General features: G+C 42.5%; 21 protein-coding genes and 1 pseudogene. 14 read left to right on the top strand and 8 right to left on the bottom strand.

Going from position 1 to position 23,759, the window contains the following annotated elements; all coding sequences use genetic code 11:
* Window positions 1-2: 2 nt before the first annotated feature.
* The gene (gene lptA / locus DQN58_RS04705; protein ID WP_006717266.1) at window positions 3-521 is read right to left on the bottom strand and encodes a lipopolysaccharide transport periplasmic protein LptA; all 519 of its coding nucleotides are present in this window, start codon (window positions 519-521) and stop codon (window positions 3-5) included.
* On the bottom strand, window positions 502-1,092 hold the full coding sequence (gene lptC / locus DQN58_RS04700) for an LPS export ABC transporter periplasmic protein LptC (protein WP_006717264.1): 591 nt from the start codon (window positions 1,090-1,092) through the stop codon (window positions 502-504). The genes lptA and lptC overlap by 20 nt, the downstream gene beginning before the upstream one ends.
* A 242-nt stretch (window positions 1,093-1,334) precedes the next feature.
* Here lptC and mlaF point away from each other — a divergent pair, with 242 nt between their 5' ends.
* From mlaF to murA, 7 genes are read left to right on the top strand one after another with little or no spacing between them, the layout of a single operon-like run.
* The gene (gene mlaF, locus DQN58_RS04695) at window positions 1,335-2,132 is read left to right on the top strand and encodes a phospholipid ABC transporter ATP-binding protein MlaF (protein WP_006717262.1); all 798 of its coding nucleotides are present in this window, start codon (window positions 1,335-1,337) and stop codon (window positions 2,130-2,132) included.
* The gene (gene mlaE / locus DQN58_RS04690; RefSeq protein WP_006717260.1) at window positions 2,126-2,911 is read left to right on the top strand and encodes a lipid asymmetry maintenance ABC transporter permease subunit MlaE; all 786 of its coding nucleotides are present in this window, start codon (window positions 2,126-2,128) and stop codon (window positions 2,909-2,911) included. Before mlaF ends, mlaE begins: the two co-directional genes overlap by 7 nt.
* A 22-nt stretch (window positions 2,912-2,933) precedes the next feature.
* A complete protein-coding gene (gene mlaD, locus DQN58_RS04685; protein ID WP_006717259.1) occupies window positions 2,934-3,440 on the top strand; it encodes an outer membrane lipid asymmetry maintenance protein MlaD in 507 nt (168 codons plus the stop codon).
* 20 nt (window positions 3,441-3,460) lie between these two features.
* Window positions 3,461-4,099, top strand: coding sequence for a phospholipid-binding protein MlaC (gene mlaC / locus DQN58_RS04680; protein WP_006717256.1), 639 nt, complete (start codon window positions 3,461-3,463; stop codon window positions 4,097-4,099).
* Window positions 4,100-4,102: 3 nt separating this feature from the next.
* A complete protein-coding gene (locus tag DQN58_RS04675; protein ID WP_006717254.1) occupies window positions 4,103-4,462 on the top strand; it encodes an STAS domain-containing protein in 360 nt (119 codons plus the stop codon).
* A complete protein-coding gene (locus DQN58_RS04670; protein ID WP_006717252.1) occupies window positions 4,462-4,719 on the top strand; it encodes a BolA family protein in 258 nt (85 codons plus the stop codon). The genes DQN58_RS04675 and DQN58_RS04670 overlap by 1 nt, the downstream gene beginning before the upstream one ends.
* An 18-nt stretch (window positions 4,720-4,737) precedes the next feature.
* Entirely contained in the window at window positions 4,738-6,015 is a 1,278-nt protein-coding gene (gene murA / locus DQN58_RS04665) for a UDP-N-acetylglucosamine 1-carboxyvinyltransferase (RefSeq protein ID WP_006717250.1), read from the top strand.
* 67 nt (window positions 6,016-6,082) lie between these two features.
* Here the strand turns inward: murA and DQN58_RS04660 are convergent, their stop codons facing one another.
* Entirely contained in the window at window positions 6,083-6,373 is a 291-nt protein-coding gene (locus DQN58_RS04660; RefSeq protein ID WP_006717247.1) for a YfcZ/YiiS family protein, read from the bottom strand.
* Window positions 6,374-6,603: 230 nt separating this feature from the next.
* Here DQN58_RS04660 and DQN58_RS04655 point away from each other — a divergent pair, with 230 nt between their 5' ends.
* From DQN58_RS04655 to DQN58_RS04640, 4 genes are all read left to right on the top strand, one after another.
* Window positions 6,604-8,037, top strand: a complete 1,434-nt coding sequence (locus DQN58_RS04655) for an outer membrane protein transport protein (protein WP_006717244.1) — start codon at window positions 6,604-6,606, stop codon at window positions 8,035-8,037.
* Window positions 8,038-8,108: 71 nt separating this feature from the next.
* On the top strand, window positions 8,109-8,648 hold the full coding sequence (locus tag DQN58_RS04650; RefSeq protein WP_006717242.1) for a methylated-DNA--[protein]-cysteine S-methyltransferase: 540 nt from the start codon (window positions 8,109-8,111) through the stop codon (window positions 8,646-8,648).
* Window positions 8,645-9,313, top strand: a complete 669-nt coding sequence (gene mutH, locus DQN58_RS04645; protein WP_006717240.1) for a DNA mismatch repair endonuclease MutH — start codon at window positions 8,645-8,647, stop codon at window positions 9,311-9,313. Before DQN58_RS04650 ends, mutH begins: the two co-directional genes overlap by 4 nt.
* A gap of 64 nt (window positions 9,314-9,377) precedes the next feature.
* Entirely contained in the window at window positions 9,378-10,103 is a 726-nt protein-coding gene (locus tag DQN58_RS04640) for a TerC family protein (RefSeq protein ID WP_006717238.1), read from the top strand.
* A gap of 98 nt (window positions 10,104-10,201) precedes the next feature.
* On the opposite strand, the gene glnA is transcribed toward DQN58_RS04640, so the two are convergent.
* Window positions 10,202-11,611 carry a glutamate--ammonia ligase gene (gene glnA, locus DQN58_RS04635; RefSeq protein WP_006717237.1) on the bottom strand — a complete coding sequence of 470 codons (1,410 nt, stop codon included), beginning with the start codon at window positions 11,609-11,611 and terminating at the stop codon, window positions 10,202-10,204.
* 305 nt (window positions 11,612-11,916) lie between these two features.
* On the opposite strand from glnA, the gene typA reads away from it, so the two are divergent.
* Together typA and DQN58_RS04625 are read left to right on the top strand one after the other, a co-directional pair.
* A complete protein-coding gene (gene typA / locus DQN58_RS04630; protein ID WP_006717235.1) occupies window positions 11,917-13,767 on the top strand; it encodes a translational GTPase TypA in 1,851 nt (616 codons plus the stop codon).
* 132 nt (window positions 13,768-13,899) lie between these two features.
* Window positions 13,900-18,462: a S6 family peptidase gene (locus DQN58_RS04625; RefSeq protein WP_006717233.1), complete on the top strand. Its 4,563-nt coding sequence runs from the start codon at window positions 13,900-13,902 to the stop codon at window positions 18,460-18,462.
* Window positions 18,463-18,467: 5 nt separating this feature from the next.
* Here the strand turns inward: DQN58_RS04625 and DQN58_RS10005 are convergent, their stop codons facing one another.
* Window positions 18,468-18,605 carry a hypothetical protein gene (locus DQN58_RS10005; RefSeq protein WP_390879183.1) on the bottom strand — a complete coding sequence of 46 codons (138 nt, stop codon included), beginning with the start codon at window positions 18,603-18,605 and terminating at the stop codon, window positions 18,468-18,470.
* A gap of 113 nt (window positions 18,606-18,718) precedes the next feature.
* On the opposite strand from DQN58_RS10005, the pseudogene DQN58_RS04620 reads away from it, so the two are divergent.
* A pseudogene (locus DQN58_RS04620) lies at window positions 18,719-18,905 on the top strand (DNA recombination protein RmuC); the annotation flags it as partial.
* A 156-nt stretch (window positions 18,906-19,061) separates the two neighbouring features.
* Here DQN58_RS04620 and DQN58_RS04615 read toward each other — a convergent pair.
* From DQN58_RS04615 to DQN58_RS04605, 3 genes are read right to left on the bottom strand one after another with little or no spacing between them, the layout of a single operon-like run.
* Entirely contained in the window at window positions 19,062-20,297 is a 1,236-nt protein-coding gene (locus tag DQN58_RS04615; protein ID WP_006717228.1) for an MFS transporter, read from the bottom strand.
* Window positions 20,254-22,050: an ABC transporter ATP-binding protein gene (locus DQN58_RS04610; protein WP_006717226.1), complete on the bottom strand. Its 1,797-nt coding sequence runs from the start codon at window positions 22,048-22,050 to the stop codon at window positions 20,254-20,256. Before DQN58_RS04610 ends, DQN58_RS04615 begins: the two co-directional genes overlap by 44 nt.
* The gene (locus tag DQN58_RS04605) at window positions 22,035-23,759 is read right to left on the bottom strand and encodes an ABC transporter ATP-binding protein (RefSeq protein WP_006717224.1); all 1,725 of its coding nucleotides are present in this window, start codon (window positions 23,757-23,759) and stop codon (window positions 22,035-22,037) included. Before DQN58_RS04605 ends, DQN58_RS04610 begins: the two co-directional genes overlap by 16 nt.

Raw genomic sequence — 23,759 nt, 5'->3', positions numbered from 1 at the left:
TCCTATTTACCATTCGCACGATTTAATTGGGTGGGAATCAATACGGTTTTTACGCGTGCGCCAGAATTCGCATTCGCCTTCAGTTGCTGCTTGGCTACATCATAGGTAATAACACTACCGTTAATTTTGCTATCCAGTTGTTTTAATTCTGCATCACCAGTCAACGTTAAAAATTCGGTACCGAGGTCATAAACTACTTTATTTGCTTTACCATCAACCGGCTTGCCATCATCCATGACTTGATGAAAGGTCACCGGATTGCCAAACGCTTCCACTTTATCTTTTTGTTTAGAATTCTCTTCCGGACGGGTAATCACCACTTTGCTCGCTTTGACGATAATGGAACCCTGTGTAATCACCACGTTATCCGTGAAAGTAACGACACGATTATTCATATCCAAAGATTGATTATCGGACACGATGTTAATCGGTTGATTGGTATCTTCTTTTAGCGCCAAGGCGGAAAAAGACATAAAAACCAATGTAGAAGCAAGCACAATTTTACTGCTTATTAATTTCATAATGTGTTTTTACCTGTTCTTTTAAAGTGGCCACTTGTTGTTGTAAGTTGCCTGTCAATTTTAAACCTGTCGAACTAAAATCCTGCCCGTTTAATTTCACCATGTTATCGGAAGTAATGTCTTGCGTGGTTAAATTTACTACCGCACTTTCGGTTTCAATACGTTGTAAACGAGATTGTGCAGAAAGGCTTTGTGCCACGACATTACCTTCTAAATACAACATGTTGTTCTTCGTTAAAGTGGCTTTATTCGCACTTAACTCCCAACTTTCCGTGTCAGCGTTATCCGTACCAGAACCTGGAATTTCGAGCGCCAATAAACGCACCGTCGGATTTATAAAATTCGTATGCCCATCCGAGGTGTAATACTCCACTTTGTCGGATGTGGCCAAATACTGTTTTTTGCCGGTCGGTGCATACACCACCGTATTCATTTTCTGCCCGACATATTCCGGCGCGTCTGCCGTCTTAACAAGCGCATTCAGCCCGTCATCTTCTTGATTCAAGCTATAAAACCAAGCTAATAATCCGAATGCGATTACCGCCAACACAATATTCCAACGAATATTCATAACTCTATTTTAAGCCATAACAATTAATAATAGGGCGCAATAATAGCACAACTTTATTGAAAAAATCTAAAAGTGCGGTCAGATTTCAGCACGTTTTAATGGGAACATTTTTACTAAAACGGAGTCCAAGGCGGGGCATGAATGCTACGTAATTCTATTTGACATTCACGTGGATTTCATAGACTATCGCAACTCATTTTTATTCACTCAAGGCGCTCAAGCCTTCTCATAATTAAGGTTTTATGAACGACGCTTTAATCGAAGTTAAACACCTGACGTTTAAACGTGGCGAACGTGTGATTTATCGCGATCTCAACTTGCGTGTACCACGCGGTAAAATCACGGCCATTATGGGCCCTTCCGGCATTGGTAAAACCACGTTATTAAAACTGATTGGTGGACAACTCATCCCTGATGAAGGGGAAATCCTGTTTGACGGGCAAGATATTTGCAAACTGTCTAACAGCGAACTTTATGAAGTGCGTAAACGCATGGGCATGCTATTCCAATCCGGTGCGTTATTTACCGATATTTCCACCTTCGATAATGTGGCCTTTGCCATTCGTGAACACACGAATCTGCCGCCTTCATTAATTCGTCAAATAGTATTAATGAAATTAGAAGCGGTAGGATTACGCGGTGCTGCCGATTTAATGCCGTCCGAACTTTCCGGAGGAATGGCTCGCCGAGCCGCACTTGCCCGCGCGATTGCATTAGATCCGGATTTAATCATGTTTGATGAACCGTTTACCGGACAAGACCCAATTAGCATGGGCGTCATTATTAGTTTAATCAAACGCTTGAACGAGGCCTTAAATCTCACGTCTATCGTGGTTTCTCATGATGTGCAGGAGCTTTTGAGCATTGCGGATTATGCCTACATCATTGCGGATAAACATGTGATTGCCGAAGGAACATCTGCCCAATTACTGGCAAGCCAAGACCCGCAAGTTACCCAATTCTTGCAAGGACATGCTGATGGCCCGGTGCATTTTCATTATCCGGCACCCAATTACCTTGAGGAGCTGTTCAAATGTTAGAAAATTTGATTTCAACGTTTGGCCGTCACGCCATTAATTTTGGACGAGCACTTGGACGTGCCGGTTTTTTACTGTTCGGCGCATTAATTGGCAAACCACAAGTTCGCAAGCATTTTCCTTTGTTTATTAAACAATTACATGTGCTTGGCGTACAGTCTTTATTAATCATCATGCTTTCCGGTTTATTTATCGGTATGGTGCTTGGTTTACAAGGGTATGTGGTATTAGTGGATTTCTCCGCGGAAACCAGTTTAGGGCAATTGGTCGCTTTATCCCTGCTTCGAGAATTAGGCCCGGTTGTGACCGCACTTTTATTCGCCGGACGAGCAGGTTCCGCATTAACCGCCGAAATTGGTTTAATGAAAGCCACGGAACAATTATCTAGCTTGGAAATGATGGCAGTTGATCCATTACGTCGTGTCATTGCCCCACGTTTTTGGGCGGGAATTATTGCCATGCCAATTCTTTCTATCATCTTTATTGCCATCGGTATTTGGGGTGGTTCTTTAGTCGGTGTCGATTGGAAAGGCGTAGATGCGGGCAGTTTCTGGTCCGTAATGCAAAGCTCGGTAACTTGGAGCCATGATATTTTAAACGGCACGATCAAAAGTGTATTTTTCGCCATTGCGGTCGTTTGGATCGCGTTATTTAACGGCTACGATTGTATTCCAACCTCCGAAGGCATCAGCAAAGCCACCACCAGAACGGTAGTGCATGCTTCATTAGTCGTCCTCGGTTTAGACTTTGTGCTGACTGCCATTATGTTCGGCGCAAATTAATCTCTGTTTGTAAGGAAATCTTATGCGACAAACTATTAAATATGAATTTTGGGTGGGTTTATTTTTACTGCTCGGTATCGGTTCACTGATTTTTTTAGGTTTAAAAGTGGCTAATGTGCAAGGCTTCAGCGAAACCAAATCGTATCGTATATATGCGACTTTTGATAATATCGGTGGTCTTAAAGTCCGCGCTCCGCTTAAAGTAGGTGGTGTTGTTGTGGGGCGTGTCTCCGAAATTGAATTGGATCCGCAAAGCTATTTGCCCAAAGTGACCATTGCTATTAACCAAGAATACAATAAGATCCCAGAAACCAGCTCGTTATCCATTAAAACAGCCGGCTTATTGGGTGAGCAATATATTGCCCTCAGCATTGGCTTTGATGATGGCGAAATTGCAATGTTGAAAGACGGCGATAAAATCGTCGATACGAAGTCTGCCATGGTATTAGAAGATTTGATTGGTCAATTCTTATATGGCGATAAAGAGAAAAAAGAAGCTACCGAAACCTCGGAAGCGACGAATAAATAACGTGATAGGAGAAACTCTCAATGTTGAAAAATGTAAAATACTGGTTAGCAAAAACATTAGTTATTTTCACCGCACTTTTTGCTGTACAACAAGCCATCGCGGAAGATACACCCTATGATTTAACGCAGAAAGTATCCAATAAGTTGTTTAATGATATCAAAAGCAATCAACACAAAATTAAACAAGATCCGAATTATTTAAAAACCATCGTGCGTCAAGATTTAATGCCTTACGTTCATGTGAAATATGCCGGTTCTAAAATTTTGGGCCAAAACTATCAAACCGTTACGCAAGAACAACGAGATCGTTATTTCGCTGTATTGGACAAATACATTGAACAGGTTTATGCCCAAGTATTAACCATGTATAGCGATCAAAGTATCCAAATCGGCAAAATGAAAGAAGAATCCGGTAGCCTTGCGATTGTGAATGTCAAAGTGGCACAGCCGAATAATCAACCACCGTTAAATGTGGATTTCTATTGGTATAAAAACAGCAAAACAGGACAATGGCAGGTGTATGACATGACCGCAGGCGGTGCGAGCATGGTAAATACTAAGCAACAAGAATGGAGCCCGATCATTCGCAAACAAGGATTGGATGCCCTCAGCGCGCAACTACAAAAAGCTGCTGATACGCCAATTACACTGAGCAAATAAGCCATGCAACAGACACAAAGTTTACGTTGGGCATCACAAGTAAATAATGATAGAATAACGCTCCAATTATCAGGAGAGTTATCTCGTAACACGTTGTTGCCACTATGGCAGCAACGTGCTTCTTTTTTATTGGGAAAAGCATCGGCAGAACAAAATATCTATTGGGACTTAAGCCAGGTTACTCGCATAGATTCTGCCGGTTTTGCTTTATTGTGTGACTTTTTACAACACAACCAAACCCAATTGCTTAAAGGTCGTGTACAAGTTTTACAGTGCCCACCTTCGGAATTACTGACATTGGCAGATCTTTTCGGCCTATCCGATTGGCTTACTCAATTTATCCCACAAGATGGAAATATTTAATGGAAACTCAAGAAATCGAAAGAATTTTAAAAGAAGCGCTTAATCTTGATGAAGTGTATGTACAAGGTGAAAACGCACATTATGGTGTCATCGCTGTCAGTGATCAGTTTGAAGGGCTCTCCAAAGTCAAACAACAACAAATGATTTACGCCCCGCTTCTAAACCACATATCCAGCAATGAAATCCACGCGCTTTCTATCCGCACTTATACCGTTGAAAAATGGAAACGCGAACGCTTACTTAATCACCCGGCTTAATTTCCACAGGATATTCTCATGCAAAAATTTCGTGTTTATGGACAATCATGTTTGAAAGGTACCGTTGATATTTCTGGTGCTAAAAATGCTGCATTACCAATTCTTTTCGCAGCAATTCTGGCTACCGAGCCTGTTACGTTAACCAACGTTCCGGATCTTAAAGACATTGAAACAACACTAAAAATCTTACGCCAATTAGGTGTTGAGGTTGAGCGTAACGCACAAGGTGTCGTACGTTTAGATGCCTCCAAAATCAATCATTTCATTGCACCATACGAATTGGTAAAAACCATGCGCGCCTCAATTTGGGCGTTAGCACCATTAGTTGCACGTTTCAATCAAGGCCAAGTTTCTTTACCGGGTGGCTGCTCCATTGGGGCTCGTCCGGTAGATTTACACATCAGCGGTTTAGAACGCCTTGGTGCCAAAATTGTACTTGAAGATGGCTATGTAAAAGCCTATGTCGATAGCCGTTTAATCGGGACTCGTATCGTGATGGAAAAAGTCAGCGTGGGTGCAACCCTTTCCATCATGATTGCCGCAACCTTAGCTAAAGGGACAACCGTTATTGAAAACGCTGCTCGTGAACCGGAAATTGCAGATACGGCAGAATTCCTAAATAAAATGGGTGCAAAAATCAGCGGTGCAGGTTCAGACGCCATTACTATCGAAGGTGTAGATCGCTTAACCGGTTGTGAGCACAGTGTTGCGCCGGATCGTATTGAAACCGGAACATTCTTAGTCGCTGCAGCAATTTCTGGTGGACGTATTGTTTGTAAAAACACCAAAGCCAACACCTTAGATGCTGTAATCGATAAATTACGTGAAGCCGGTGCCCAAGTTGATGTCACTGAAGACACAATCACCCTAGATATGCTTGGTAATCGTCCAAAAGCGGTCAATATTCGCACCGCACCTTATCCAGGTTTTCCAACGGATATGCAAGCACAGTTCACCTTATTAAATATGGTGGCAAACGGCACCAGTATCATCACCGAAACTATTTTTGAAAATCGTTTCATGCACATCCCTGAATTGATTCGTATGGGAGGGAAAGCAGAAATTGAAGGCAATACGGCGATTTGTCACGGTGTTGCTCACTTGTCTGGCGCTGAAGTCATGGCAACCGATTTACGTGCCTCCATTAGCCTTGTCCTTGCAGGCTGTATTGCCACAGGTGAAACTATCGTCGATCGTATCTATCACATTGATCGTGGTTATGAACGTATTGAGGAAAAACTGCGTGGCTTAGGCGCGAGAATTGAACGCTTTTCAGAAGAAACTGAAGAAGTGTAATTTGAAAACCTAAAAAAGAAAGGCTTAAGTCTTCAAACTTAAGCCTTTCTTTTTTTTACACGATAAATTATCGAGTAGAAAGCTGGAAAATCATCGATTCTGCTTGGCAGCTAAATTCAAATGTTGCTTTCAATTTAAAACCATTTTCCACCGCACTTATTTCACTGTTAATATTGCACGGTTCGCTTTCTGCCGCTCTCGCTTTTTCAGTTAAATAGGCTAATGCTTCTTTTGCCTGCGCTTCTGTTGCATAAACCTGTTCAAAATCAATGGTGCAATCAGAACCATCAATGACGGTGCCAACATCAACACAACAACACACTTTGGCTTCTTCTGCTTGGCATTTTAACGAACTCATATTCTCTCCTTTATAAAATCAGTTGAAACTTTCAATTATTTTAACATTATTAAAATACAATACAAAATTTGACCGCACTTTTCCTGTCTGACTGGTCTGAACACTTTATAAAAACCGAAAAGAACGTTGCTCCGCCTCCCTGCCTTTCTTAGAATGACCAACTTTTAAATAACAATCAATAAACTTTGATCAGACGTCACCTTCGGGCAGGCGCAGAAAAAGGTAACAAAATGACAACGAGCAAATTGACAAAAACACTACTCTCTACTCTTCTTCTTGGTGCTGCAACCGGTGCATCCGCTGCCGCATTCCAATTAGCGGAGGTTTCTACCTCTGGTTTAGGCCGCGCTTATGCAGGTGAAGCGGCAATGGCCGATAACGCCTCTGTAGTCGCCACTAACCCGGCATTAATGAGCCTCTTCAAACAAAAAGAATTTTCTGCAGGCGGTGTTTATGTAGACTCACGCATTCACATGTATGGTCCGGTAACGGCTACCACCGCAAGCGGATTAAAGCTTGCGACCGGAAACGCAAATGCAAATAGCGTTGTTCCAGGTGCCTTTATCCCTAACATGTATTTTGTTTCTCCGCTCAATGACAAATTTGCTTTAGGCGCGGGAATGAATGTTAACTTTGGTTTAAAAAGTGAATACTCTCGTGACTACGATGCCGGCATTTTCGGTGGGGTAACCGATTTAACAACAATTAACTTAAACCTAAGCGGCTCATACAAAATCACTGATAATTTAACTGCCGGTCTAGGAATTAATGGTGTTTATGCCAAAGCTGAAGTTGAACGTACCGCAGGGATTGCCATTACCGGCGTTAAAAATATGCTCGCAGTCATGGGCGAAAGCAATGTAAAAAGCCGATTAAGTGGGGCAATCCGCGCTAAAAATCCAACTGTTCCACAAGCAGTCGCTGATGCTTTAGCCCAAAAAACCATCAATAACTTAAAAAGCTTAGATAAACAGGACTCCCTCGTACATTTAAAAGATAATGCTTGGGGATTTGGTTGGAATGCCGGTTTAATGTATGAATTTAACCAAGATAACCGCCTTGGTTTAGCTTATCATTCCAAAATCGATATTGACTTTACCGATCGCAATGCACTTAGCTTACAACAACATCAAGGTGCATTAACGCCTTATGTCGCTGAAGGTAGCTTAACCTTGAAATTACCAGCCTACTGGGAATTCTCCGGTTTCCATCAACTAACCGATCACTGGGCGGTTCACTATAGCTATAAATATACGGAATGGAACCGTTTCAAAGAATTACGTGGTACATACCAAGATGGCTCCGGCTATGAAGCTTTTGCGAAGAAAGAAGAATACAAAAACAATTCTCGCTTCGCTGTTGGTACAACCTATAACTTCAGTGATGCGCTCACTTTACGTGCCGGTTTAGCATACGATCAAGCTGCAAGTAAACAACATTTATCTGCGTCAATTCCTGACACGGATCGTATGTGGTATAGCTTAGGTGCAACCTATAAATTCACACCGGATTTATCTGTTGATGTTGGTTTTTCTCATTTACGTGGCAAGAAAAAACACTTTGTTGAAACACAAAATATTAAAGGCTTGCTCGTTGTTGAAGCAGATTACACCACAAAAGCATCTGCCAACCTTTACGGTTTAAACCTCAATTACCGTTTCTAATCGGCATAAAAATTCCGCATAATATAAAGCGTACTTCGGTACGCTTTTATTTTTGTAAAATAGAGAAAAATATGACCGCACTTTTTTACCGTTATTACCCATCGCCTGTAGGCAAATTGCTGATGCTATCCGATGGCACGTATTTAACCCATTTGGATTTTGAGCTGGAACAATTTGCGCCCAATCCCAAATGGCAGGAAAACAACGATTTACCCCTGTTTACGCAGGTGTGTTCCGCTCTTGAGCGGTATTTCAACGGAGAACCGGAACGTTTTGATGACATTCCACTAGCACCACAAGGCACACCATTTCAGCAACGCATTTGGCAGGCTCTACGCCAAATCGGCCATGGAGAAACCACAAGTTATGGCGAGTTAGCCAAACGCATTGAGAACCCCAATGCGGTGCGTGCGGTGGGTGGCGCAGTCGGGAGCAACCCGATTAGTATTATTATTCCTTGCCATCGTATTTTAGGCAAAGACGGAACGCTGACCGGATTCGGTGGCGGCTTAGTCGCTAAACGTTTTCTGCTTCAGCTGGAAAATATCCCTTACATTGATAAAGGCAAAGAAACCGTTAAGCCTCGTTTTTTCAAGAAATATCACCAATGATCCCAAAAACGACTGAAGAACTTCTTTCCCGCGCGCAAGCCATTGCCGGACTCAGTTTTGGCGAGTTAGCGACACAACTCGGCATTCCCGTGCCTCCGGATTTAAAACGTGATAAAGGCTGGGTGGGTATGCTGCTTGAAACAGCACTGGGTGCAACGGCAGGCAGCAAAGCGGAACAGGACTTCCGCCATTTAGGTATTGAGTTAAAAACGATCCCTATTAATGCTCAAGGCTATCCTTTGGAAACCACGTTCGTGAGTCTTGCCCCTCTCATCCAAAATAGTGGTGTGAATTGGCAAAATTCCCATGTGCGCCATAAGTTGTCCCGCGTGCTTTGGATTCCCATAGAAGGAAGCCGTTCTATTCCCTTGGCAGAACGACACATCGGTACGCCGATTCTCTGGCAACCTAGCGAACAGCAAGAACGCCAACTACAACGAGACTGGGAAGAACTCATGGATTACATTGTGCTAGGTCAACTGGATAAAATTAATGCGTGTTTAGGTGAAGTCTTGCAACTCCGCCCGAAAGGAGCTAACAGTAAGTCGTTAACCAAAGGTATTGGTAAAAATGGGGAAATTATCGATACGCTTCCTCTCGGTTTTTACTTGCGTAAAGCATTTACCCACGAAATTCTGCAACAATTTGTGCAGCAGAACACTTAGCCTCTTTTCATTTCATCGTCAAAGCTATATGATCGCGCACCCATTTGTACTTTAAGGAAACATTATGTTTGAATGGCTATTAAGCCCTGAGGCGTTAGTCGCCTTATTTACCCTCACTGCACTGGAAATTGTGTTGGGTATCGACAACATCATTTTAATCAGCATTCTCGTTGCTAAGTTGCCTCCCAAACAACGACAACCGGGACGTATTATCGGCTTAAGCCTTGCCATGGGCACTCGAATTTTACTTCTATTGACCCTTTCTTGGATGATGCATCTAACAGAGCCTCTGTTTGAGCTCTTTGGTAAAGGTGTTTCCGGCCGAGATTTAATTCTGTTTTTCGGCGGTTTGTTCTTAATCGTTAAAAGTACCAATGAAATTCGTGAAGCCATGACACCTCATACAGAAGAAGAACACCATGAAATCAGCAAAAAAGTGAGTTTTATCGGTGTGTTAATTCAAATTGCCTTGCTTGATATCGTGTTCTCACTGGATTCCGTCATTACCGCAGTGGGCATGGTGAATCAAATTGAAATTATGGTCACGGCGATTATTGTTGCTGTCGGCATGATGATGTTTGCCGCCAAACCAATTGGTGATTTTGTAGAAAGCCACCCGACGTTCAAAATTTTAGCACTCGCCTTTCTGATTCTAATCGGTATTACGTTAATTATCGAAAGCTTCGGTTTCCATGTACCGAAAGCTTATATTTACTTCGCCATGGGCTTTTCCGTCTTTGTGGAAGTGTTGAATACAAAAATGCGTAAACGCTTAGGCATGGAACTTTAAACCATCTAAGTGCGGTCGAAAATTCATTTGTTTTTTTGACCGCACTTTTTAAGCAAAAATAAAGGCGGTATCAAACCGCCTTTTCTTTTCTCTCGCTATTAGTAATACATTTCAAATTCCACCGGATGTGGTGTCATATTTAAACGTGTCACTTCTTTGCGTTTTACGCTAATAAATGCCTGTACAAATTCTTTAGTAAACACATTGCCTTGTGTTAAGAATTCAAAATCGTTTTCTAAGGCATTTAACGCTTCTTCTAAAGAACCGGCGACAGAAGGAATATCTTTCAATTCTTCCGGTGGTAAATCATAAAGGTTTTTGTCCATCGCATCGCCCGGATGAATTTTATTCACCACACCATCCAAGCCCGCCATTAATAACGCCGCAAAGGCTAAATAAGGGTTAGCCAACGGATCCGGGAAACGTGCTTCCACACGAATGGCTTTCGGGCTGGTCACGGCAGGAATACGAATCGACGCCGAACGGTTGCTTGCGGAATACGCCAACAACACCGGCGCTTCAAAGCCCGGTACCAAACGTTTATAAGAGTTGGTACTTGGGTTGGTGAAGGCATTTAACGCTTTCGCATGTTTGATGATACCACCGATGTAATAAAGTGCGGTCTCTGAAAGCCCTGCATATTTATCCCCTTGGAAAATATTTTTGCCGTCTTTGCTCAAGGACATATTACAGTGCATCCCCGAACCATTATCACCGGTAATCGGTTTTGGCATGAAACAGGCGGTTTTGCCATATTCTTTTGCCACGTTATGCACGATGTATTTATAAATTTGGGTTTCATCCGCTTTCAAGGTTAAGGTGTTGAACTTCGTGGCAATTTCATTTTGTCCTGCGGTAGCCACTTCGTGGTGGTGCGCCTCAATCACCAAGCCCATTTCTTCCATTAATAAACACATCTCGGAGCGAATATCATGTGCCGTATCAATCGGTGCCACCGCGCAGTAGCCGCCTTTTTTCAGCGGACGATAGGCATTGTTGCCGTTTTCATAACGCTTGTTGGTGTTCCATGCGGCTTCAACATCATCCACTTGATAAGAATTGCCGTTCATTGACACATCAAAACGCACATCATCAAAGAGGAAAAATTCCGGTTCTGGCCCGAAGAACGCTTGATCCGCCACGCCGGTGGAGCGCATATAATTTTCTGCGCGAAGTGCGATTGAACGCGGGTCACGATCATAGCTTTGCATCGTTGTCGGTTCCGCAATACTACAACGGAGAGACAACGTTGAAATCTGCGCGAAAGGATCGACAACGGCAGTTTCGGCAATCGGCATTAATAACATATCAGCCTTATTAATCGCTTTCCAACCCTCTACAGAGGAACCGTCAAACATTTTGCCGTCTTCAAATAAATCCTCGTCAACCAAACTCACAGGTAAAGAAACACCATGTTCTTTGCCTTGAATATCGGTAAAACGAAGTAACACAAATTTGATGTCATTTTCTTCAATGAGTTTAAACACATTGTCAATCGCGTTAGACATACTAGTAAATCCTCTAAGACGTGAGTTAATTAAGATAAAATGGGGAAAAAGAATGCGTATAAAAATAGCATATTCTGGCCTAATTTCATAAAAGTATTTGATTCATTCACTTGAATTTTCTTCATCAAAAGCCTTTTTTTATTTTTTATAAAACCAACTTTTTATTGTTCAAATTTTCTCCCATTTATTCATAGCAGACCCTCATAAAAAGTTGTATAATCTGCGCCTTTCGCATTTTTGGCACTAAAAGTGCGGTCAGAAAATTATCTCTTTTTTTATTATTAGCTTAGGCTTAAGAATTCTCAATGACAGATCAAATAGACATTAACAAATTGCGTAATATCGCAATCATTGCCCACGTTGACCATGGCAAAACCACATTAGTCGATAAATTATTACAACAATCCGGTACCTTCGATGCCACCCGCGGCGATGCGGATGAGCGCGTGATGGACTCTAACGATATCGAAAGAGAACGCGGCATTACCATTTTGGCAAAAAATACCGCCATTAATTGGAACGGCTACCGTATTAACATTGTGGACACCCCGGGACACGCGGACTTCGGTGGCGAAGTAGAACGCGTCTTATCCATGGTGGACTGCGTATTATTAGTGGTAGATGCCTTTGACGGCCCGATGCCACAAACCCGTTTCGTGACGCAAAAAGCCTTTGCCCACGGCTTAAAACCGATCGTGGTCATCAACAAAGTTGACCGCCCGGGCGCACGCCCTGACTGGGTAGTAGATCAAGTATTCGATTTATTCGACAATCTTGGCGCCACTGACGAACAGTTAGACTTCCCAATTATTTACGCCTCCGCCTTAAACGGCGTTGCCGGTTTGGAACACGACGATTTAGCTGCTGACATGACCCCTTTATTTGAAGCCATCGTCAAATACGTTGAACCACCGAAAGTGGAACTCAACGCCCCGTTCCAAATGCAAATCTCCCAATTAGACTACAACAGCTATGTTGGTGTTATCGGTGTTGGTCGTATTAAACGTGGTACGGTAAAACCAAACCAAAGCGTGACTATCATCGACAGTTTCGGAAAAGCCCGCAACGGTAAAATCGGACAAGTGTTAGGTCACCTTGGATTACAACGCTATGAAGAAGACATTGCCAGCGCAGGCGACATCGTGGCGATTACCGGCCTTGGTGAGCTCAACATTTCCGATACCATTTGCGACATCAACAACGTAGAAGCCTTGCCGGCATTAACCGTTGATGAACCAACCGTCACCATGTTCTTCTGCGTTAACACCTCACCTTTCTGCGGTAAAGAAGGGAAATACGTGACATCTCGTCAGATTTTAGAGCGCTTAAACAAAGAGCTTGTGCATAACGTAGCATTGCGCGTAGAAGAAACCCCAAACCCGGATGAATTCCGTGTTTCCGGTCGTGGTGAATTGCATTTATCCGTGTTAATCGAAAATATGCGTCGCGAAGGCTACGAATTAGCTGTCTCCCGCCCAAAAGTCATCTTTAAAGAAGTGGATGGACACAAACAAGAACCGTTTGAACAAGTCACCATCGACATTGAAGAGCAACACCAAGGCGCGGTAATGGAAGCTCTTGGTATCCGCAAAGGTGAAGTAAAAGACATGGTGCCGGATGGTAAAGGACGTACACGTTTAGAATATGTGATCCCAAGCCGTGGCTTAATCGGTTTCCGTAATGAATTCATGACCATGACTTCCGGTACCGGATTGCTCTACTCTAGTTTCAGTCATTACGATGATGTGAAACCGGGCGAAATCGGTCAGCGTAAAAATGGTGTATTGATTTCCAATGCGACAGGTAAAGCCTTGGCTTACGCGTTATGGGGCTTGCAAGAGCGCGGCAAACTGATGATCGATCACGGCGCCGAAGTGTACGAAGGTCAAATCATCGGTATTCACAGCCGTTCTAACGACTTAACTGTGAACTGCTTACAAGGGAAAAAACTCACCAATATGCGCGCTTCCGGTAAGGATGACGCCATTGCGTTAACCACACCAATTAAATTGAGCCTTGAACAAGCCATTGAATTTATTGATGATGACGAATTGGTGGAAATCACCCCACAATCTATCCGTATTCGTAAAAAATTATTAACGGAAACGGATCGTAAACGTGCCAATAGAACAACAACCAGCACGAGCACACATTAATTCGTTTAAAATCTAAAAAGTGCGGTGCGTTTTTCAAAAGTTTTGTAAAACGCACCGCACTTTTATATGTAACCCCCTAAATTTTCTCATATAAAAACGTAAAGCATTATTAAATTGATATCTAAGGTCTTTATGAAAAAATTATTAAAACCACTTTGTCGCACGCTTACAGCATCCTCTATTGCTCTGGCATTACATCAATCCGCTTTTGCTGCCATAGTACGCAGCGATGTGGATTACCAAATCTTCCGTGATTTTGCCGAAAACAAAGGTAAATTCCATGTCGGCGCAACAAATGTGGAAATCCGGGATAAAAACGGCAATGCATTAGGTACTATTTTGCCTAATTTACCGATGATCGATTTTAGCCCTGTTGATGTACAAATGCGTGTGGCAACCCTCGTTGATCCACAGTATGTCGTGAGCGTAAAACATAACAGCGGTTACAAAAATGTTCGCTTTGGTATAAAAACCGGTCATAGCGACATTCCTGATGACACTTACAGATTAGTGGACAGAAATAACGATGGCCCTCCAGATATTTGGTGGAAATACGATCGTCGTCATGAAGACTACCATTCTCCTCGCTTACACCGTTTTGTCACTGAAGTTATTCCAATGCCAACAACAACGGCAGGAACAGATCCGAATACTTATATGGATACAGCCCGTTTCCCTTATATGCTCAGGGTCGGAGCAGGAACACAATTCCGTGAAAGCGCAGATAAAGACCGTGAAGAATTACAAGGTGCTTATAACTACGCCATCGGTGGACAATCCTATGACTTACAGCCTAAAAAACAGGGATTCCTCGATCTATACGGCAATTTATTTGATAAACCGCTTACCAACTATGCTGTTCCAGGAGACAGCGGCTCACCGATTTTTACCTTTGATAAGCAACAAAATAAATGGGTCTTTTTAGGCACTTATACCTATTGGGGTGGGTATAAAAACACCACTTGGCAGGAATACATTATTTATCGCAATGATTTTAATCAACAGCGATATGCTGAAGATATTGCGGGTCAAATTTCTGCAGATAACAATGAAGAGTTCATTTGGGAAGCAGCAGATAAAACCAGTACGATTCGTAGTACAAGAAATAACAATAAAACCTTAGTCGTTGATTTAATTGATGCTTCTTTAAAAACAGCAGAAGAACAACTTAACTATGGTAAAACCGCTTATTTAAACGGAAATAATGGTTTATTAAAACTCAAAGGCGACATCAATCAAGGCGCTGGAGGGCTTTATTTTAACGGAAATTATACCGTCAGCGGACAAAATGCAAACACCACATGGACTGGTGCAGGAATATCCATTGCTGAGGGAAAACAAGTTAATTGGCAAATTCGCAATAACGACATTTTATCTAAAATTGGCAGCGGTACATTGCACGTTAATGGAACCGGGAAAAATGACGGTAAAATCAGCGTTGGTGATGGCACCGTTATTTTAAACCAAAAAGCAGACGAAAATGGCAATAAACAGGCATTTAAAGAAGTCGGTATTGTGAGTGGTCGCCCAACAGTTATTTTAAATGATGCTGAACAAGTCAATCCGGATCGTATCTATTTTGGTTTCCGTGGCGGTCGTTTAGATCTTAACGGGAATAACTTAACGTTTAAGCGCATTCGTAACGTTGATGAAGGCGCAATGATTGTCAATCATAATGCAAATCAAGCATCAACGCTTACGCTAACAGGTCAAAACTTATTTCTCCCGGAACAAGTTACGATCCGTGAAGTTCAGAATTCAAACCGCCCCGCAGGATATCACTTATATCATTGGCAAAACGGCTGTGAAAATCGTTACTTTGTCTCTAAACACGACAATATGAAAGCGTCATTCCCTTGCAAACCGGATCAAGGCAGTACAGAGGATTGGGAAATCGTAGCAACGGATCGTGAAGAAGCAATTAATATTGTTACCCAAAGGGAAATACAACGAAAAGATGTGACGATTAATGCTTTCGATGGTTATTTAGGCGAAACAAATGCCGCTCTCCATAACGGAAAATTAAACGTTAATATCAATGCCGTAAACAACCAATCAACTTTCCTGTTTACCGGCGGTAGTCAGCTTAACGGTGACGTCACATTAAATCAGGGTATTGCGTTATTCTCCGGCAGACCTGTTCCTCATGCCAATGATTATTTAAATGGTAACAAAGGGAAAGATGTCGTCTTTGATGATGAATGGATTAACCGCACTTTTAATGCCAACAACATTAATGTAAACAATAATTCTGTCCTTTATAGTAGCCGTAACGTTGCACAAGTTAATGCCAACTTCAATGCAAGCCAAAATGGTCAAATACATTTAGGCTATAAAAGCGGTGATCCTGTTTGTATTCGCTCTGATTACACAGGCAAAGTCACTTGTAGCAATGATGATATTTCAGCCAAAGCGTTAAATAGCTTTACGGCAACTGAAATCCGTGGCAATACCCAACTCACTGACCATGCCCAACTGATCTTAGGTAAAGCACATTTATTCGGGACGATTAACGGTACAGGAAATAGCTTAGTAAGATTGACAGAAAATGCGAATTGGACACTGACAGGTGATAGCCAAACTGCCCGCTTAAATCTAGAAAAAAGCCATATTTTCTTAAATAGCCAAGAAAACCCTACAGTCTATAATCACTTAACAATTAATGCGTTAAACGGAGAAGGAACATTTCATTATGCTTCCGCGCTTACCAATCAACGCGGCGATAAAGTCACTGTAACCCATCAGGCAAGCGGTAATTTTGTGCTAGATGTTAAAGACAGTGGTGGCGAAGCTAAATATGAAAAACTTGATTTATTGGATGCCTCTAAAGCAATCAGAGATCCGGCATTAAAAGTATCATTAGCTAGAAATCATGTAGATCTTGGTGCCTACGTTTATAGTTTGATTGAACAAGATGGTATTTTCCGACTCTATAATGCCAAGTTAGAAAACGAAAAAATTGAAGCAGAACGTATCGCGAAAGAAAAAGAAGCAGCTCGTTTAGCTGAAGAAGCCCGCCAACGTGAATTAGCACGCTTAGAAGCGGAGCGTATTGCCAAAGAGAAAGAGGAACAAGCTCGTCTCGAAGCAGAGCGCATCGCGAAAGAAAAAGAAGACGCTCGTTTAGCGGAAGAAGCCCGTCAACGTGAGTTGGCACGTTTAGAAGCTGAGCGTATTGCCAAAGAGAAAGAAGAGCAAGCTCGTCTCGAAGCAGAACGCATCGCGAAAGAAAAAGAAGAGGCGCGTTTAGCGGAAGAAGCCCGTCAACGTGAGTTGGCGCGTCTCGAAGCGGAACGCATTGCTAAAGAGAAAGAAGAACAAGCGCGCCTTGAAGCAGAGCGCATCGCGAAAGAAAAAGAGGAAGCTCGTTTAGCCGAAGAAGCTCGTCAACGTGAATTGGCACGCTTAGAGGCGGAACGTATTGCTAAAGAGAAAGAGGAACAAGCACGTCTTGAAGCAGAACGCATCGCAAAAGAGAAAGAAGCGGCTCGTTTAGCTGAAGAAGCCCGCCAACATGAATTGGCTCGCTTAGAGGCGGAACGTATTGCTAAAGAGAAAGAGGAACAAGCACGTCTCGAAGCGGAGCGTATTGCCAAAGAGAAAGAAGAACAAGCTCGTCTCGAAGCAGAACGTATCGCGAAAGAAAAAGAGGAAGCTCGTTTAGCGGAAGAAGCCCGTCAACGTGAGTTGGCGCGTCTCGAAGAGAAACGCATTGCTAAAGAGAAAGAAGAACAAGCTCGTCTTGAAGCAGAACGTATCGCGAAAGAAAAAGAGGAAGCTCGTTTAGCCGAAGAAGCTCGTCCACGTAATACAACAACAAAACCGGTAACATACAAACAAAAAGAGATTATCAGTGCGAATACCAATGCTGTCCTATCTGATACAGCGATGTTGACCGCACTTAATCTTCAGTTAGCTTCACGCTTAGATCGAACAATTTTGACTCAACGTTCTGGTATGTGGCTTTCTTATAACAATAGTAATCATAAATATCATTCAGATGATTACAAAAACTTCCACAGTAAAAGTAATCAGGTTGCATTAGGTGCGGAAACACCTGAAATGACGAATGGTGTTGTATTAGGGGCGATGGTCACCCACGCACAAACCAATAATGAGTTTTCATCATTAAATGGTAAAAACACCCTCTCCTTAGCAACCCTGTATGCAAAACAGCAAATCGATCGATTTAGTTGGGCTATTGATACAAGCTATGGTTGGTCGCGCAGTAAAATTGATGGAGAGCATAAATTTGATCGCAATATCGTAAATGTCGGTCTAAATATGGCTTATGACGTGATAATAAATAGTCTGCAAATTACACCAATGCTCGGCGTTCGTTATCATCAAATCAGTTCAAGCGAAGGCGAGTTAAATGGCGTTATTGTGAAAAACCCGGCAATCAAGTTGCCGACCTACCACACAGGCGTAAAAGTAGGCTATCACTTTAACGTCAACGGTTGGGAAATTACACCGGAGATCTCAACTTACTACGTTTCTACAGGAAATAAATCTTATAGCCAACGTATTAATGAGCAAGAATTTGAGCAAACATTTGGTCATTATACTTACCATGAGGCAAACCTCAGCTTTGGTTATAAACCTTGGAAAGTCTCAATGTATGCTGGCAATAGCCGAGGTAAAAACAAAGAGAAACAGAACCAATTTGGGGTAAAACTCAACTATAGTTGGTAAAACACCTAAAAAAACGACCGCACTTTAACCTGTCCCAAAACTTGGACTGATATTAAATATTGAGCTCTGTCCTGCACAGAGCTCAAATTTTTTAATCTGAGTTTAAGGCATACCTCGTTATAATAACGAATATAGCCATGTATACCTGCTCTAATTCATCAATATTATTGAACTGGCTGGAATGATTTTAAGGTGTTAAAGGCACTCGCTATCACAGCATTGACATAACAATTCTCCAACCAAATTATGCTTCGTCATGTCATTTGGCTTACTTTGCCTTATTTTACTTTTTATCTGCGCGCATCGGAAAGGATAGCCTGGAATTACAACAGGATTTAAATAAGAACATTGACGATTTTAATCGCTTATTAGAAAAATTTAATACCGTTACTGCCCGTAAAAATCGCTCAGAAAAAGAGATGGTGAAAGCTCAAACCATGGCGGCGAGGCAACAGAGCTTAAGTAGAACTTTCAGCCAAAGACATGAAAACTATCCCTGACATCGAACCTTATAGCACGATAATGAAGAGAACCATTTGTTAGCACATCAATAAAATAGAACAAAGTAACTGAGCTTTTTGTCATGGAGCTTTGTAAATTTATGATAGTTCTTCTTTTCGGCATCCCCAAAATCGCCATATTCCAACAGCAATGAAGGTGGCGGCGAGGTAAACTGTGAGATAGCCAAAGGCATGCGCGAGACGGAGAGAGACAAAGCCTGCTAGGTAAGCGCCGAAGAGGGCAACGGAGAATTGCAATGCGCTGTCGAGCGTGGCGTAAGTTTGAGTGGATTTGTCCATAATCATGGCGAGCAAGCACGGCACAAGTAATGCGTAAGTCATACTTAATAATAAGATTGGTACGGCGATAAGATAAGGAAAATCCGTGCCGACATATTCAAATAAAATAAATAAGCAGAAGGCAAAAATTTGGCTAAATAATACCCATTGGGTGACAGAAACCCGAGAATATTTTTTGAGTAATAGACCACTGAGCGGAGCAAAGGCGATAGCACAAAGGGGTTCGAATACTGAAAGTAATAGCCCAATGTGTTGGCTGCTCCAGCCCAAGGCATTTAGACGCGGAATGAAACTACTGACCACCATGCCGCTGGGAATAAACACAAATAACAATAAAATCAACCAACGAAATGAAATGTGCGGTTGTTGCCAAAAGTAGAAAAAGCGTGTGAATAAAAAACGCAATGACGGATTTTGCGGTTCAGCGGCAACTGTAGGTTCGGAATATAGGCTAATTTGCAGAATCAATAGTAGTGCAAAAACACTGATTAAATCCACCGCACTTTGCCAGCCATAATGATGATAAATCAGTAACACCAAACCGCCGCCAAGCATTTTACCCACGCGTCCTGCGATCACCTGAATGACACCGCCAAAGCCACGTTGCTCAAAAGGTAGGATGGCACACGTCAGCCCCAACGCCGCACAACCGAAAAATAGACTGCTTAGGTTCAATAGCACACACGCCACCATAAGCAGTGTAAAATCCCGTTGCGGTTGGATGAAATGCAACATAAATAAGGCAATAAAAATGATTAGCGAGGAAAGGCATAGCCAACCGCGAAATTGCCCGATACGCTTGAGACGATAGCGTTCAATTAACGGCGAGACGATGAATTTCGCCATTTCCATTCCACCAAACAAATAGAACCAACTAAGCTGTTTAAGATCGAACCCCATCTCTTTTAACATGGTGATGAGACCAATCATATAAAATGCCACTATGCAGAATTTAAAACCGGCAGTCGTGGCAAGGATTGCCCAATCCTGCTTAGTAAGTAATGTTGCCTTGTTGGCATTGCCAAAACGCTGCATAACGTCCTTTTTGTTCTAAGAGTGTTTGATGCGTGCCTTGTTCGGCAATGTTGCCGTTTTCCAACACATAAATGCAATGCGCGCCCACAATGGTGGAAAGTCGGTGAGCAATAATCAACACGGTTTTGTCTTTAACCAGCTGATCCAACGCTTTTTGCACTGCCAGCTCATTGCGAGTATCCAACGATGCTGTCGGTTCATCTAAAATGAGAATCGGTGCGTCTTTTAAAATCGCGCGGGCAATCGCAAGTCGTTGCTTTTCACCACCGGAAAAATTACTCCCAATTTCATTAACTTGCGTTTGATAGCCTTGTGGTAATGCCTGAATAAAATCGTGGCATTGGGCAAGTTTACAGGCGTGAATCACCTCTTCATCGGTGGCATTGGGTTTTGCCATTCGGATGTTATTTAATACGCTGTCTTGGAATAAATAAACGTCTTGAAACACCACAGAAATTAAGCGCATGAGCTGTTCTTGGCTAATATCCCGAATATCGACACCGCCGATCGTAATTTGCCCTGATTGTGGATCAGCATAACGCAATAACAAGCGGAGTAATGTTGTTTTACCACAACCGCTGGTGCCCACAAAAGCATTGAGGCTGTTAGGTTTTATGTCCAGATTAATGTCGTTTAGGATGGTTTTTTCAGCATTATAACCAAAGCGGACATGCTCATAGCGAATACGATAATCTGTGGGTAATCTGCTGCCATGATTTTCCGCCAATTCAGGCAATGCCATCAGTTTTTCAAATTTTTCACAGCTAATCACAAAAATTTCTAAGAGCGAAGACATTTGCACAAAGAAGTTCAATACATCTGAAATTCGCGCAATTAAAATCAGTACCGTGGCTAACAATACCCAATGGGCGCTACCGGAAATCACCCAAAATGTGCCAACAATTAATACGGCAATCAGGCTGAATTGAATGCTTGAGGTAATAATCAAATTCGGACGTTCGCCTTTTTTTGTGCCGATGCGTTGAATGTTTGCCACATCTTCAATCACACGGTTGAAAATATGTTGTTTGTTTTCAGTCTGCCCTGTTGATTTCAGAATTTCCAAACCTTGCACAAACTCAATGGTTTCGCCTTTAAGTCGCTGATTAGCTTCTGCCAAAATACTAAATCCACGACGGAAAGCTTTTCTCCGCCATAAATAAAGTGGCACGATAAGCGGAAAAATAATGAAGATCAGTAGCCCAAAGCGGTAATCAAAGAAACAAAGACAAAGGGCGGCAGACACCGGTGTTACGATGCCGTAAATTAGAATACTGATTAAACTGAAAGCGTAATTCGTCGCTTCATTAATACTTTGGATGGCAACGGCACTGAGTTCCCCTGCACGAAATCCACTGAGGACGGCAAGAGATACGCGGCGAAGTTTTTCGCCCAGTTGACGTCTTAATTGATATGTCGCCAAAAATGAATCGCCTTTGGTGTCATAGTATTCCGCCCAAATGCGGAAAAGGAGGCTGACGATTAAAAGCACGCCACATAAAACACTCCAAAAAATGACCGCACTTTGCCCTGCTTCAGTTTGTTCTAATGCCAAAAGCAGCGGATACAGCAAGCCGATAGCCACGCCGAATAAGGTTGCAGACAGTGCTGCAAAAGCGAGACAGCGTAAGAATGCGCTTTGTTGCTGTTGGGCGGCGGCAAATAAGGCGTGATAAGTTTGCCACAGGCTTTTTACGCGTTGAGTTTCAGGATTAAAGTAAGATTGCATAACATTCTCTAATGTATCGTCCAAGATTTTGCCTGTTGATATTCCGCCCAAAGGGTTTGATAGGCAACATTGGTTTGCAACAAGGCTTGGTGGTTGCCTTGAGCGATGATTTTGCCGTTCTCTAAATAAATAATTTGATCGGCTTGGGTAATGCTAGACAGGCGATGCGCCACCATGATCACTGTTTTATTTTGCATCAGCGCATGAAATGCCTGCATTAAATCTGCCTCGTTTTTCGCATCAGAAAAAGCCGTGGGTTCGTCTAGCAATAAAATCGGACGATTTTGTAAAAAAGCGCGGGCTATACTGATACGTTGTTTTTGTCCGCCTGACAATAATTGTCCGCGTTCACCCACTTTCGTTTGATATTGCTCCGGCAAGGTCATAATAAAGTCATGAATACGGGCTTGTTTGGCGGCATTGATAATCGCTTCCTCCGTCACATTTTCTATGCCGTAAGCGATGTTTTCGGCAATAGAGCAAGAAAATAAGAAATTATCCTGAAATACGACCGAACAATATTTCATAAGTTGATCCTGTTCCATATGACGAATATCCGCACCACCTAAGGTGATTTTTCCGCTATCGACATCCCAAAAGCGCAACAGCAAATTGAGTAAGGTGGTTTTGCCGGAGCCTGAAGGGCCAATAATGGCAGTAAAACTATTTTGCGGTACGCTGAAGTCGATATTTTTCAGTGTTGCTTTGTCGGCATCATAGCTGAAATTGACCTGTTCAAATTGAACAGCATACCCCTTTGGCGTTTGTAGCGGTAAAAGTGCGGTGGCATTTTCCAACGTTTTGATTTCGTTAATGCGTTCAATGGCGGCGCGGGAACGTTCCAACAAATGAAACAGTCCCATGTATGGATGCATGGTTTCAATTAACCCGGCGGCTAATACTAAAAAGGCAAAAAAGCCAAAAGTGGAAAACAGCGCAAGCGAGTGTAAATACACGCCCAACACGATCAAAAACAGCATAATCGGCATTGGTGTAAAAAGCGAACGACCAAGGCGTGTTGGTGCGCCCACTTTGGCTAAAAAAGCGAATATAACCTGATTAAAATTTTCCAATGAGGTACTAAAACGGCTGTACGAACTTTGTCCCGCATCAAAGGTACGAATCGTGCTCATGCCTTGAATATATTCAATAATAGCACTGTTGATTCTGCTCACGGCAGCACCGTAATCACGATAATTCAACCGACTTTTTTGCATTAAATGTTGCAGAATCGTAAACAACACGACAAGGAAAATCACCACAGCCAATGCCATTTGCCAATTTAACCAAAACAATGCTGCCAACACGAAAAGCGGTGTGGAATAAGCCTCTGCTTTAAGGGGAGGCGCATCGGCAACAAAGGTGTGCAATTCGTTTACGTCATCGCACAGCACTTTGGTTAAACCGTCTGAACCGATTTCATTGACTTTGCCTAACGATAATTGACTGATTTTTTTCGCAAGCTGTTGGCGTAGCATTTTTTCCAATTCAAAGGCCGCATAATGAGATCTGTCGTGCGCTTTAATTTTGCAGGTGTAATACAAAATGGACGTGGCAAGCAGCGCGAAAATCTGCCAATAAGGAAACGTAAGAGATTGGCTGACGGTGAACACAATGTGGATCATCAAAAGCCAAATCCCGATTTTTAAGCCTTGCGCGAAGGTTGCCAACCACATTGAGGCGCGTAATTGCGCGGCAACAGGTTGGCAAATTTGTTGGTGTTGCTGACTCAT

It is taken from the genome of Aggregatibacter segnis ATCC 33393 (assembly GCF_900476035.1).
GTDB classification, from domain to species: domain Bacteria; phylum Pseudomonadota; class Gammaproteobacteria; order Enterobacterales; family Pasteurellaceae; genus Aggregatibacter; species Aggregatibacter segnis.
Note: the sequence above shows the minus strand (reverse complement) of the source record. Positions and strands in the feature narration are given on the sequence as shown.

Excerpts from the sequence above, each read along its gene's own strand:
- DQN58_RS04655 (WP_006717244.1), top strand. The coding sequence starts at position 6,604 with ATGACAACGAGCAAATTGACAAAAACACTACTCTCTACTCTTCTTCTT.
- lptC (WP_006717264.1), bottom strand. The coding sequence starts at position 1,092 with ATGAATATTCGTTGGAATATTGTGTTGGCGGTAATCGCATTCGGATTA.
- DQN58_RS04670 (WP_006717252.1), top strand. The coding sequence starts at position 4,462 with ATGGAAACTCAAGAAATCGAAAGAATTTTAAAAGAAGCGCTTAATCTT.
- DQN58_RS04605 (WP_006717224.1), bottom strand. The coding sequence starts at position 23,759 with ATGAGTCAGCAACACCAACAAATTTGCCAACCTGTTGCCGCGCAATTA.
- murA (WP_006717250.1), top strand. The coding sequence starts at position 4,738 with ATGCAAAAATTTCGTGTTTATGGACAATCATGTTTGAAAGGTACCGTT.
- DQN58_RS04675 (WP_006717254.1), top strand. The coding sequence starts at position 4,103 with ATGCAACAGACACAAAGTTTACGTTGGGCATCACAAGTAAATAATGAT.
- DQN58_RS04650 (WP_006717242.1), top strand. The coding sequence starts at position 8,109 with ATGACCGCACTTTTTTACCGTTATTACCCATCGCCTGTAGGCAAATTG.
- DQN58_RS04660 (WP_006717247.1), bottom strand. The coding sequence starts at position 6,373 with ATGAGTTCGTTAAAATGCCAAGCAGAAGAAGCCAAAGTGTGTTGTTGT.
- DQN58_RS04615 (WP_006717228.1), bottom strand. The coding sequence starts at position 20,297 with ATGCAGCGTTTTGGCAATGCCAACAAGGCAACATTACTTACTAAGCAG.
- mlaD (WP_006717259.1), top strand. The coding sequence starts at position 2,934 with ATGCGACAAACTATTAAATATGAATTTTGGGTGGGTTTATTTTTACTG.
- mlaF (WP_006717262.1), top strand. The coding sequence starts at position 1,335 with ATGAACGACGCTTTAATCGAAGTTAAACACCTGACGTTTAAACGTGGC.
- lptA (WP_006717266.1), bottom strand. The coding sequence starts at position 521 with ATGAAATTAATAAGCAGTAAAATTGTGCTTGCTTCTACATTGGTTTTT.
- glnA (WP_006717237.1), bottom strand. The coding sequence starts at position 11,611 with ATGTCTAACGCGATTGACAATGTGTTTAAACTCATTGAAGAAAATGAC.
- typA (WP_006717235.1), top strand. The coding sequence starts at position 11,917 with ATGACAGATCAAATAGACATTAACAAATTGCGTAATATCGCAATCATT.
- mutH (WP_006717240.1), top strand. The coding sequence starts at position 8,645 with ATGATCCCAAAAACGACTGAAGAACTTCTTTCCCGCGCGCAAGCCATT.
- DQN58_RS04625 (WP_006717233.1), top strand. The coding sequence starts at position 13,900 with ATGAAAAAATTATTAAAACCACTTTGTCGCACGCTTACAGCATCCTCT.
- mlaC (WP_006717256.1), top strand. The coding sequence starts at position 3,461 with ATGTTGAAAAATGTAAAATACTGGTTAGCAAAAACATTAGTTATTTTC.
- mlaE (WP_006717260.1), top strand. The coding sequence starts at position 2,126 with ATGTTAGAAAATTTGATTTCAACGTTTGGCCGTCACGCCATTAATTTT.
- DQN58_RS04640 (WP_006717238.1), top strand. The coding sequence starts at position 9,378 with ATGTTTGAATGGCTATTAAGCCCTGAGGCGTTAGTCGCCTTATTTACC.